This window comes from Kitasatospora sp. NBC_00315 (assembly GCF_041435095.1).
GTDB lineage: Bacteria > Actinomycetota > Actinomycetes > Streptomycetales > Streptomycetaceae > Kitasatospora.
In genome coordinates, this window is the sequence record NZ_CP108025.1 from 6416013 (window position 1) to 6427591 (window position 11579).

The 11579-nt window shown below is 72.0% G+C and carries 10 protein-coding genes; 4 read left to right on the top strand and 6 right to left on the bottom strand.

Features of this window, described 5'->3' with window-relative positions; all coding sequences use genetic code 11:
• The first annotated feature begins 173 nt into the window (after nucleotides 1-173).
• A complete protein-coding gene (locus OG823_RS26765; protein WP_371482491.1) occupies nucleotides 174-1238 on the top strand; it encodes a hypothetical protein in 1065 nt (354 codons plus the stop codon).
• 126 nt (nucleotides 1239-1364) lie between these two features.
• Here the strand turns inward: OG823_RS26765 and OG823_RS26770 are convergent, their stop codons facing one another.
• The 4 genes from OG823_RS26770 to OG823_RS26785 form a co-directional block, all read right to left on the bottom strand.
• Nucleotides 1365-1817, bottom strand: a complete 453-nt coding sequence (locus tag OG823_RS26770; RefSeq protein ID WP_371482492.1) for an SUKH-3 domain-containing protein — start codon at nucleotides 1815-1817, stop codon at nucleotides 1365-1367.
• A complete protein-coding gene (locus OG823_RS26775) occupies nucleotides 1814-5647 on the bottom strand; it encodes an RHS repeat-associated core domain-containing protein (RefSeq protein ID WP_371482494.1) in 3834 nt (1277 codons plus the stop codon). The genes OG823_RS26770 and OG823_RS26775 overlap by 4 nt, the downstream gene beginning before the upstream one ends.
• Nucleotides 5644-6366, bottom strand: coding sequence for a WXG100 family type VII secretion target (locus OG823_RS26780; RefSeq protein ID WP_371476709.1), 723 nt, complete (start codon nucleotides 6364-6366; stop codon nucleotides 5644-5646). The genes OG823_RS26775 and OG823_RS26780 overlap by 4 nt, the downstream gene beginning before the upstream one ends.
• Before the next feature lie 192 nt (nucleotides 6367-6558).
• Nucleotides 6559-7620 carry a Scr1 family TA system antitoxin-like transcriptional regulator gene (locus tag OG823_RS26785; RefSeq protein ID WP_371482496.1) on the bottom strand — a complete coding sequence of 354 codons (1062 nt, stop codon included), beginning with the start codon at nucleotides 7618-7620 and terminating at the stop codon, nucleotides 6559-6561.
• Nucleotides 7621-7803: 183 nt separating this feature from the next.
• Here OG823_RS26785 and OG823_RS26790 point away from each other — a divergent pair, with 183 nt between their 5' ends.
• Nucleotides 7804-8253: an ATP-binding protein gene (locus OG823_RS26790; RefSeq protein ID WP_371482498.1), complete on the top strand. Its 450-nt coding sequence runs from the start codon at nucleotides 7804-7806 to the stop codon at nucleotides 8251-8253.
• Between the two features lie 324 nt (nucleotides 8254-8577).
• Here the strand turns inward: OG823_RS26790 and OG823_RS26795 are convergent, their stop codons facing one another.
• Nucleotides 8578-9027 (bottom strand): MarR family winged helix-turn-helix transcriptional regulator, encoded by a 450-nt coding sequence (locus OG823_RS26795; RefSeq protein WP_371482500.1) that lies wholly within the window; start codon nucleotides 9025-9027, stop codon nucleotides 8578-8580.
• A gap of 112 nt (nucleotides 9028-9139) precedes the next feature.
• On the opposite strand from OG823_RS26795, the gene OG823_RS26800 reads away from it, so the two are divergent.
• Both OG823_RS26800 and OG823_RS26805 read left to right on the top strand, forming a co-directional pair.
• A complete protein-coding gene (locus OG823_RS26800; RefSeq protein ID WP_371484667.1) occupies nucleotides 9140-10069 on the top strand; it encodes an LLM class flavin-dependent oxidoreductase in 930 nt (309 codons plus the stop codon).
• Between the two features lie 87 nt (nucleotides 10070-10156).
• On the top strand, nucleotides 10157-10837 hold the full coding sequence (locus tag OG823_RS26805) for a DUF6445 family protein (protein ID WP_371482502.1): 681 nt from the start codon (nucleotides 10157-10159) through the stop codon (nucleotides 10835-10837).
• Between the two features lie 279 nt (nucleotides 10838-11116).
• Here OG823_RS26805 and OG823_RS26810 read toward each other — a convergent pair whose 3' ends face one another.
• Complete coding sequence (locus tag OG823_RS26810) at nucleotides 11117-11287, bottom strand: hypothetical protein (protein WP_371482504.1); 171 nt, start codon at nucleotides 11285-11287, stop codon at nucleotides 11117-11119.
• Between the last annotated feature and the right edge of the window lie 292 nt (nucleotides 11288-11579).

The following is an 11579-nucleotide window of genomic DNA, read 5'->3' on the forward strand; positions in this document are numbered from 1 at the left end:
CGTCGGGAGGGCGCCGGCCAGGTGGCGGGCCGGGCCGCGAACCCGGCCCGCCACGGTACGGGCCCGCACCGCCGGTCCCCGGGCTGACCCGGAGACCTCCGGGTCGGTGCCTGTAGAGTCGCTCGGCATCGGACACCGCGCACCCTGGGGGATCAGTGCCGGAAGGCCTGCTCGTGCACCTCGTCGATCAGTTCGTCACCCGCCGCGAGCAGGTGGCGACCTGGGGACTGTCCTACCTCGCCCGCGAGTACGCCGCCGTCCGGCAGGTGCTCGGGGCCCTGTCGGAGGTCGCCCCCGCCGACCGCGACGCCCTGGTGTACCGCTCGGAGGGGCAGGACCAGGACGCCCTCGGCCGCCCGGATCTGGTCGGCGAGTACGGCGGGAGACGCTGGGTCACGGTGGAGGGCAAGTTCTGGGCCAGGCTGACCCCCGCGCAGCCCTGCCGCTACCTCGACGGCGTGGTGGAGGGCGGGGTGGTGCTGTTCCTCTGCCCGAGCTCCCGGATCGAGCCGCTCTGTGACGAACTCGCCCGGCGGGTGAGGTCGGAGGGCCTCGGCTACGACGACTTCGCCCCGGACGGCACCGGCCTGCACGTGCTGACCACCGCCGGATCCCGCCACCTGGTCGTCACCTCCTGGCCCGTCCTCCTGCGGCGGATCAGGGAGAGCCCCGGGGCGGCCGGCCGGTTGGACTACGAGATCGAGCAACTGGAGGGCCTGGTAGGCCGCTTGGAGAGCGAACTGGTGGAGTGGTCACGCGCCGGACTGGAGCAGGGCGTCAGCCGCGACAGCTTCCGCAAGGCCGTCACGACGGCCGGGCTGCTCTTCGAGGGTCTCGACCGGGACGTGCGGCTCACCCGGGACGGCTCGGCGAAGTGGGTCGACCAGAAGGGGGTGTACTACCGCGCCCGGTACGTCGTGAACCCGGCGGTGCGGTTCTACGCCGGGTTCGAGCCCGAGCGCTGGTCGTCCGGGCTTCCCACCCCGCTGACCTTCGGCATCTGGCGCGACGACGTCCCCGCCGAGGCGCGGCCGCAGGTGTACCGCGCCTACGCCGGGGCCGTCCGCCGGATCTGGGCCCGATCCGACTTCCCCCGGCTGGAGTTCACGCCGGCGCCCGAGGCGGCCCGGTGGTGGTGGGGCCCGGTGCCCGTCGCGGCCGACCGCCCGGCGGACGAGACCAGGGCCCTGCTCACCGACGTACTGGACGAGCTGATCGACGCGGTGGCGAAGGTCTGAGCGCGTGCGGCTGCCGCCCGGCGGCGCCCCGCCGCCGTCCGCCGGTGACCGGCCGCCGTCCGCAGGGCCCCCGTTGCCGTCCGCCGGGGTGCGGGCCGGACGGACGGCGGCGGACGGCAGTCGGACTCAGAAGAACGTCATGTCCCAGTCACCGGTGATCAGGGCCTGGAGGGACGGCGCGAAGCCGTTGGCGACGCGCTGGACACCGGCGTCCCCGGCGATCAGGATGTCGCCGTTCTCGGCCAGCAGCACCCAGTCCTCCGTGGAGGAGGTGACGCCGACCGGGAGGACCGGCTCCCCGATGCGCTTGGCGTAGATCCGCGCACTGCGGACCGGCATGTCCAGTGCCTGCTCGACCGAGGTGGTGAGTTCGACCTCCCACTGCCGGAACATCCAGGTCACCGTGAGCTCGCCGTAGTTCTCCAGGAACTCCCGGAGCCGGGGCGTGACCTCGTACCCGGCCTCGGCGTACCGCCGGCAGGCGTCCTCGACGTCCAGCGGGCCGACCTCGAACCGCTGCGCCCCGGTGAGGGTGTCGCGCAGGCGGTCGAGCTCCGGCCGCTCGGGGGAGGCGCTCATCCGGTCAGAACCTCTCCTCCGAAATCGGGCACCCACGTCTGGCAGTTCGAGCACATCTTGAACTTCTTCCCCTTGGGGTTGACGGTGACCAGGTCCACGTTCTTCGGATCGGCCCCGTCCTTGATCGCGTTGGTGAACATCCGCGGCTCGCCGCAGACACCCGGCGGGCGGCCGCGTTCGTGGTGGGACTCCTTGGGCATCGCATCCGTCACGGCCTGCTCGTGGCCGGTCTCCGGGCCGCTGTCGCCGTAGTAGATCTTACCGGTGGTCCGGTCCTTGCCGACGGTGTAGGCCCCCGGCGGGGTCTCGTCGTCGCCGAGGGTCGACGCGACGTCCGTGATCCGCTTCTTCCCCAGGTCCATCAGGTGCTTCCTGGTGGCGTCGTTGGGATCCGGCATCAGCCCCAGCGGGTCGCACCAGGTGTGCGGATTGTGGACGTAGCCGTCGGCGTTCGGGGCCGGGCTGAGACCGAGCGGGTCGGGGCTGGTGTAGCGGGCCGTCTCGGGGTCGTAGTACCGGTGCAGGTTGTAGTGCAGCCGGGTCTCGGGGTCGAAGTACTGACCGGGGAAGCGCAGCGGGGTGTACGTGCTGCTGGAGCTGGGCCAGGTGGTGTTGCCCCAGAGGGTGGGGGTGGCGCGCCAGGCGACGGTGGCGGAGGCCGGGTCGACGAGTTCGGTGGGCGTGCCGACCAGGTCGGTGACGATGGCGAAGAAGCGGCGGTCGATCTGCTCCTGGGGCGTGTCGGCCGTCGCGGGGGTGGTGATGGTCTCGGTCTGGGCGAGCGGCTGGAGGCCCTTGTGGTTCCAGGTCAGCGTGTGCGGGCCGGGGAGGTAGGGGGCGTGCGTGGTCTGCTCGGCGAGGGTGCTGCCGTCCCAGGTGAAGTCCGTCCACTCGGCGACGGTGACGCCGTCCGCGGCCAGGCGCTGCTTGGCGATCCGCCGGCCGAACGGGTCGTAGCGATAGCGCCAGCGGGTGCCGTCGGGGGTGGTGACGGCGGTGAGGCGGTCCTCGGCGTCCCAGTCGTAGTGCCAGCTGTCGGGCTTCCGGGAGAGCCGGGTGACCTGCCGCAGGACGATGCGGCCGGCCCCGTCGTACTCGTACCGGATGCGGCCGGCGCTGCCGAGCTCGGTCCCCTGGTAGCTGCGGGTGCCGAGGGCGGCCTCGGTGGCGCCGGTGGCGGGCCACTCGGCCTCGGTGAGGTTTCCGGCCGGGTCGTAGGCGTAGCTCTCGGTCCAGGTCGCGGCGTGGACGGCGGTGACCCGGCCGGCGGCGTCGATGTCGAAGCTGCGGTCGCCGCCGAGCTCGTCCTCGACCCCCGTGAGGACGCCGTCGGCGCGGTAGGAGTAGCCCCGGCGTTGCAGCACCGACGGCCCGGCGCTGAGGATCTGGCCGGTGAGGCGGTGCTCGCTGTCCCAGGTGCTGGCCAGGGTCAGGCGCTCGCCGATACCGCGCTCGGACTCCTGGCCGGCGGCGTCGTAGGCGAAGTCGAGCCGGCCGTCCGGAGTGACCAGCGAGGTCCGGCGCCCGCCCCGGTTGTACGTCCAGGCGCTGGTGTGGCCGCTCGGGGTGGTGCGTCCGACCGGCCGGGCCATCATGTCCCGGGCGTGGGTGAGGGTCCGTCCGTTGACGGTCTCGGTCAGCAGGTTGCCGAGCGGGTCCACGGTGCGGAGCAGATCGGCGTCCGGGCCGGTGGCGCGGACGAGGTGCCCGGCGGGGTCGTAGCCGTAGGTGGTGGCCGCTCCGTCCGCGTTCTTCCCGGTGAGCCGGCCGATGTCGTCGTAGGAGTAGTCGATCCGCGCGCCCAGGGGGTTGGTCCGGGAGACGAGCTGCCCGGCGGCGTCCAGGCGGTAGCCGACCGTGCGGCCGTTGAAGTCGGACTCCTCGATCAGCTGCCCGGCGGCGTCGTAGACGTAGTCCCAGGTCTGGCCGAGCGCGTTGGTGACCTTGACGAGCTGCATGTGGGCGTCGTAGTCGAACGCGAGGCGGGCGCCGTCCGGTCCGGTGCGGGCGGCGAGGGTCTCGAAGGGCGTGTACTCGAAGGTACTGACCCGGCCGACGCGGTCGGTGTGCGTGAGGAGGTTGCCCTCGTCGTCGTAGGCCCAGGTCTCGATGGTCCGGTCCGGGGCGGTGAGCGAGGCGATCGCGCCCTCGATCGTCCAGGTCAGCCGGGTGATCCCGCCGAGCTGGTCGGTGACGGTAACGACCCGGCCGAAGCCGTCCCGGTCGTACCGGCTGGTCGCTCCGGAGCGGTCGGTGACCTCCAGCGGGAGGCCGGCCGCGTTGCACCGGACGAGCGTGGAGTGGCCCAGCGGGTCGGTGACCGAGGCCAGGTGGCCCGCCTCGTCGTAGCCGTACCGGGTGGTGGCGCCGGTCGGATCGGTCACCGAGGTGCGCCGGCCGGCCTCGTCGTAGGTCTGTCGCCAGGTCAGGCCGCCCGGCCTGGTGATCACCGCCGGGAGGCTCAGCTCCCCGGCGTAGGCCGCCGTGGAGCGCTCGCCGTCGGGGTGGGTGACGGCGACGACGTCGCCCGCGCCGTCGTACTCGAACCGGGTGACCCGCCCGAGCGGGTCGGTCCGCGAGAGCAGGCGGTCGTACTCGTCCCGTTCGAACCGGGTGGTGTGGCCCAGCGGATCGCTCTGGGCGACCACCTGGGAGAGCTCGTTGACGTGGTGGAGGACGGTGTGGCCGAGCGCGTTGGTCTCGGAGTGGACCCTGACCCCGGTGACCGGATCCGGCTCGCCGTAGGCGAAGCCGAACCCGAGGGTGCCGTCGGCGGCGCCCTCCGCGAGGACCCGGTCGTACTGGTCGTAGGTGTAGCGGTACTGCGTGCCGTTGCGGTCCGTCCAGGAGACCACCCGCCCCTGCGAGTCGTTGGCGAACCGCAGCGGCCGGCCGGAGGAGTTGTAGACCGAGCTCAGGTGGCCGTCGGTGTACCCGTAGCGGGTCAGCAGGACGTCCCGGCCGTCCTCGCCCGCGCCGGCCAGGCGCAGGGCGGTGATCCGGCCGCTGTCGACGGTCACCAGCACCCGGTAGCCACCGGAGTGGGTCATGCTCAGCGGCGAGCCGTCGGCGTCGTAGGCGAAGTGGACGCGGTGGCCGGACCGGTCGCGGATCGCGGTCAGCGGGGCCGTCCCGCCGTCGGGCCAGGTGGTGAACTCCCGCACCAGGCCGGTGGACGCGTCCGTCAGCGTGTAGTCACCGGTGGTGGCGTCGACCGCCAGGTCCAGGCGGGCACCGGCCGTCGCCTGCGAGGGGTCGCCGGGCTCCGGGTGCGGGTACGCCTGCGAGATCCGGTCGGCGCTGAGGTAGACCACGCCCTGCGCGTCGATCTCCAGGCGTTCGTCGAACGTGCACACCCAGCGCGGGCCCATCCAGCGTCCGGCCTGGTACCCCGACTCGAAGGAGCGCTTGAACAGCAGCGGCAGGGACCCCGGCAGGGAGAGGTCCATCTGCTCGATGAACATCCGCCCGGTGGCCATGTCGACCGGTTCACCACCGGGACAGACGGAGTCCTGCGGCCGGCCGGACTCGTGCGGCTTGTCCACCTGACGCCGGCCCCGCCCGTCGTTTTTGGGCGGACCACCGCGATCGCGCGGGCCGCCGCCGTCGGCGTGCACCGTGTGCGGGGTCTTCTTGGCGTCGCCCTTGAGGATCTTCTCCAGGTCCTTGGCGTGCTTGCCGTCGGCCTCGCGGGTGTTGTGGGCGACGTTCTTCAGGTTGTCGCCGGCCTTGCGGTAGAAGCCCTTCAGCGCCTTCCCGGCGTCCTCCGCCAGGGTCTTGCCGAGCTTCTGCGCGCCGTGCTCCAGCGCCTTGACGATCTGGTTGCTCATTCGAAGCTCACCCCCGCGATCCTGGACTGGAAGGTCTGCGCGTGCCCGGCCACCGTCTCGGCGTGCTGGTGCATCGTCTGCGCGTGCGACTCCAGCGCCGCCGGATCGATCCGGAACCCCGTACCGCCCCCGCCGCCCGACACCCCGAGCGCCGACTCCGCACCCTTGAACACCAACCCGGCCACCGCGCCCGCCACCACGTCCACCAACGGGTTGATCGCCGCCTCGATCACCTGCCCGATCACGTACTGCTCCAACTGCTGCTCCAGAGCGTTGACCAGCCGCTTGCCGGCCTCCTCGATCGCGATCACCGCCGCCTCCGCCAGACCGAACGTCGCCACCGCCGCCGCCTGGTCCGCCACCAACGCCACCGCCAGCACCACCAGCTCGGCGATCGTCTCGATCTTCATCGCCACGATCACCCCCGCCGCCACGTCCAACGCCGTCGCCACCACATGGCACGCCTGCACCAGCTCGTTGAAGTGCGCGTCCGACACCTGCGACCACTTGGCCAGCAACGCCTCGTAGGACGCCCCCTCGTACGCCTCACCCAACGCGTGGATCGTCGCCGTCGAATCCCGGTGCGCCGACTCCACGCTCTCCGCGAACTCCCTCACGTGCGAGGCGAACTCACGCACCTTGTCCTCGTTCACCGTCGGCCAGTTGATGCCGATGAACGACAACAGCGAGACCACCTCGCCCGGCAACTCGATCGCCACGTGGTTCCCCCTGTCAGCGTCGCCGATGCCGGCCCGCCCCGGACGGCCCCTCCGCCCCGGAAGGTGACACTGTACTTTCCCGCAGGCGTCGTCCCGGCTAACGCGGGGGGCTGCCCGGGCCGGCGGTGGGGGAGTGGTGGGGAACGAGTGGCCTGCTGGTAAGGGGTCTGTGGCGGCCGCCTGTCCTGGGTGTCAGACGGAGGCGGGGAACTCGCCGGAGCGGACTGCGGTGACGAAGGACGCCCAGGCGGCCGCCGGGAAGACGAGGACCGGGCCGGCCGGGTCCTTGGAGTCGCGGACGGGGACGAGACCGGGGAGACCGGTGGCGGCCTCGACGCAGTTGCCGGCTTCGGGCCCGCTGTAACTGGCCTTTCGCCAGACGGCCCTGGAGAGGTCGGGGGCGGTGGAGCTCATGTTGAGCAGTCCTTCCATCACGCTGCGGATCAGGCGTGCACTGTCCTGACGCGAGAGCGCGTCACCCCTGAGCTGATCGTACCGCCGCTGCCACTCCTGTACCTTCTGCGGATTCTCGAGGAAGTGGCCGTGCGCCAGCGTCTCGGAGTAGGCGCACTTCCTGCCCTCGGGCGAGGTCAGGATGATCAAGGAGGTGCTCAGTCGGTTGAGCTCGCCGAGAGCGAAGGGGGCCACTTGGACCGTCACGTTCCTGCGTCCTCCCATCCTTAGAAGATGCAGGAGTTGGTCGTGCATCACCTGCCGACCACCGACCGTCTGGCGCAGCGCCGTCTCTGCGAGGATCACGGTCAGGAGTGGTGCGTCCGGGCCGGTGACACGGTGCTGACGGGTGAGTCGGGCGGTCACCCGCTCCTCGAGGAGCTGCTCGTCGCCGGTCACGTTTCCGACGGTGAGGATCGCTCGGGCGTACGCCTCGGTCTGCAGGAGCCCGGAGATCCAAGGGGTCTGGAACTCCTGAATGCTGACCGCCTTGGCTTCGAGTCGTACGAACCGTTGGAACCAGTCCGGATGCTCCACCTGCGCGTACCAGTCGACCTCCTCCCAGATCGACAGCAGCTCCCCGCCGGTGTCGAGGATCGTGTCGCAGGCCGTCACGAGCGAGTACTGCGGCACCCGCAACCCCTGCTCGATCCGGGTGATCTGCGGGCGGCTGCACGGGATGAGCCGCGCCAGCTCCCCCTGCGACATGCCCTTGGCCTCGCGGGTGCGCCGGAGCAGCGTCCCGAACAGGGATGCGGCGCTCGACCGCAGATGAGGGCCGCTCGACGGTCGACGGGTCATGCGGGCGCCCCCTGGTGCCAGAGAAGTCGGTGGTACCGGCCGATCACTCGTCACCGTAACGACAGCGACCGATGATTGGTGGCGGAACGAGTCGATCTGCTCGCTCTGCGTGACCTCGCGCGCCCGGCGTTCCGTTCGTGCGCCCCCGGTCACGTCTTCCCGCTCCCCGGAGGTGGCCCCGCCATGCCCGAAATCCTCGACAGACCGGACGCCGTGGCAGGCGAGTGTGCCGTCCTACTGCCGCACCACCGCAGGTCGGCCGGTGTGGCCAGGCTGCTGCTGAGGCGCCTCCTGGAGGGCCTGGAGGGCGGCGAACAACTGCTGGAGGTAGGCGAGTTGCTGGTCAGCGAGCTGGTCGCGAACGCGGTTGAGCACGTCCGAATGCCGGCCGGGCGGGTGATCGAGCTCCGCTGCCGGGTGGCGGCCGGGCACCTGCGGATCGAGGTCGCGGACGCGGGCGGCGAACTGCCCCGAGTACGGGAGCTGACGGTCGAGGCGGAGTCCGGGCGAGGTCTCCGGCTGGTCAGGGAGTTGGCGCTGGCCTGGGGGTGCTGCCCACGGACGGGTGGGAACGGCAAAGTCGTCTGGGCGGTCGTCGGCCCGGACGGTCTGCCGGGGGAGTCGACCGCGTGACGCCGCCCCTGGGTGAGACCGGCCGGCGCCCGCGGACGCTCAAGGAGGTGATGGCGCCCGTACGGGCCTATCTGTTCCGGGTGTTGGACGACGGTGGGCCGTTCGAGGGCGCGACCGTGTTCGCGGGCGAGGTCGCCGGGGCGGGGCGGGCGCTGGTGCGCGTCCGGGTGGAACTGGTGGCCCTGCCGCCGAGGAGTGGCCGCCCGGCTGACGGTGCCACCCAGTCTCGGGCGGCCGCGTCGTCGTCGCCGCCCCTCGCGCAGGACGGCTTGGACCGCGCCGGGCGCCGTGCCCGCAGGGTTCGACCGGCCGTCGTTCCGGGCGTCAGTCGGCGGTCGGCCGGGAGGTCACCAGGGTCTGCAGTGCGCGCACCAGCCCGTCCGCGTCCGCCGGCGCGAGCGGGGCCAGGAACCGCCGCTCCGTCTCCCGGCGGGTCTGCTCGGCGCGGTGCAGCAGATCCCGGCCGGCAGGGGTCGGCTGCACGATGTTGCGCCGCCGGTCCCGTTCGCTGCGGCGGCGCTCGACGAGGGCCTTGCCCTCCAGCGCGTCCACCAGTGCCACCATCGTCGTCCGGTCGACGCCGAGGCGGCCGGCCGCCTCCAGCTGGGAGAGCGGGTCCTCGCCGGCGAGCACGGCGAGGACGGCGAGCTCCCGGCCGCCGATCCCGAACGGCTCCAGCGCCCGCGTGGACGCCTCGGTCAGCTGCAGGTGGGCGTGCTTGAACAGGTAGCCGAGGCGGGAGGTGAGGAGGTCGGTGGAGCTGTCGCCGGTCATGCAGACAGCCTAGACGCCCCTGATCGTCAGTAGCACTGACGATCGGCTATGGTGATGATATCTGCCGTCGCCCGCCGCGACGGCGCACCGAACCGAAGGGCGCGTGAGCACCATGGGCGAGCAACACCGGATTCAGCTGACCTTCGGGGTCAAGACCACACCGATGCGGGCCACCTACGACGAGATCCGCCGGGTCTGGGAGGAGGCCGACGCGCTGCCGGAGATCGCGGACGCGTGGCTGTGGGATCACCTGATGCCGATCGCGGGCCCGAAGGACGGGCAGGTGCTCGAAGGCTGGACGCTGCTGAGCGCCCTCGCCGCGCAGACCCGGCGCCTGCGGCTCGGCCTGCTGGTCACCAGCAACCGGGTGCGGGAGCCGGCCGTCCTGGGCAAGATCGCCACCACGGTCGACGTGATCTCCGGCGGACGCCTGGTCATGGGGCTCGGGGTGGGCGGCACCCACCAGCCCCCCGGCGCCGGGGGCATCGCCGGGGTGAACCCCGCGGTCGCCGAGTACGAGGGGTACGGCCTGACCCTCGTGCCGCCGGCCGAGGGCATCGCCCGGCTGGCGGAGACCGTCGACATCCTCCGGGGCATGTGGACGCAGGACGTCTTCGACCACGAGGGCCGCCACTACACGCTCAGGGGGAACCGCAACGACCCCAAGCCCGTCCAGCGGCCGGGGCCGCCGCTGCTGATCGGCGGCTGGGGCACGCGGACCCTGCGCCTGGTGGCCGAGCAGGCGGACATCTGGAACATCCCCGGCCCCCCGCACCACGCCGTCGGGTACCTGGCCGAGCGCGGCCGCGTGCTGGACGACCACTGCGCGGCCATCGGGCGCGACCCGCGAACGATCACCCGCTCCGTCCAGTTCACCGTCTCCTACGACGACCCCGCCGGTGACCGGGCGACGATCCTGGAGCTCATCGCCGCGGGTTTCACGCACATCGTGCTCAGCCTGCGCAGCCCGTACCCGCGAGGCGCCGCGCAGTGGCTCGTCGACGAGATCATCACTCCCGTCCGTGACGCCCGGCAGGGCTGAGGCGCGCCGGTACCGGGAGCCGATTTGACAGAACATTGACCAAACGACGGGAGAACGCCGACAAACACCCCAACTATGGTCGGCCGCATGCCCTCACACCCCCAGAGGACCTCCGCCCTCCCGGTCCTGCCCTACCGCAAACCCACGCGTGACAGGGACTACTGGCTCATCGACGACGTCCTGCCGAACATCGACGCCGTGCGCGCCCGCGTCCTCGCCCGGGACGACTGGGCCGAGGGGTACCCGCACAAGCCGGAGAGCTGGCCCGGCCTGCGCACCATGCCCGGTCTGGAGCCGGCCGAACTGGCGCGGGTGGAACGGCTGGTGATGAAGGCGACCGGCGCTCGGAGGATCTGGCCCGAGACCGCTCCGGGCGGCGCCACCCTCAACCACAACTGCGTCCAGGTCGTCGGCAAGGACGAGTGCGAATCCCGTCCGCACACCGACTCGCGCGCACTCTGCCGCTACGCCGCCGTGCTCTACCTCAACCCCGACGTGCCCAAGGACGCCGGCACCAGCTTCTACCGGCAGAGCCTGCCCGGCGGACTGCTCGGCGGGAACATGGTGACGGCCCCGCACAACAACCTGGTCGAGGCCCTCGGCACCCGCTACGTCCCCGCGGACCACTTCACCGAGGACGTCCGCGTGCCGCACCGCTACAACCGCCTGCTGCTCTACACCTCCAACATGATCCACAGCGCCACCGGCTACTGGGGCAGCACCCTGGCGGAGAAGCGCATGACGGCGGTCTTCTTCTGGATGGCCTGACCGGCCCGCCCCGGAGCGACGCCGGAGGCCCGAGCGCCTGCGCGGCGCCCGGACCTCCGGCGTGGCTGCCATTCGCCATGCCGTCACACGACGGGACGAACCGGCCGGATCAGAGGCGGTACCAGGTGCGGAAGGCCTCCCCGGGTGCGCCCTGGTCGATGGCCCAGGTGGCACCGGAGGCATCGACGGCGGTGACGATCATGGCGCCGCTCGCGGCGATGGTGACGCCGGGGTCGCCGGCGAAGACGGGGGAGGTGGCGTCGGGGGAGCTGCCGCTGCTCAGGCGGAGGTCGATCCGGTCTGACCGAAGACGGCGATGTGGCCGTCCGTGGTGCGGGCGAAGAGATTGACGGTACCGCCGCCCCCCGGCGAGAGCACCGCGGCGGTGGCACCGCTGAGGCCGCCGGAGACGCGCTGGCCGGTGGCCAGATCTGGCACACCGTCCGCCACCCCGACACCTCCTGGCGGGCCTGGGGCAACGTCAGTTCAGCAGTGGGTGCGCTCACCCAGCCGCTCTGGTCGGCAGTCGTCAACTCCGGCGGCGACCTCAAGCTCGTCACCGTGGCGGGCGGCGCACTCAACTACACCAAGCGCTCCGCCGTCACCAGCAACTGGCTCCCCTGGGCCCAGATGCCGCAGAGCGCCACCTCCACGCTGAGCGATCCCGTCCAGCGAGCCTCCACCTACCCCACCCCGGGGAGCACCCAGCCTCACGCCCTGGCCCGCGTGGACACCACCGGTA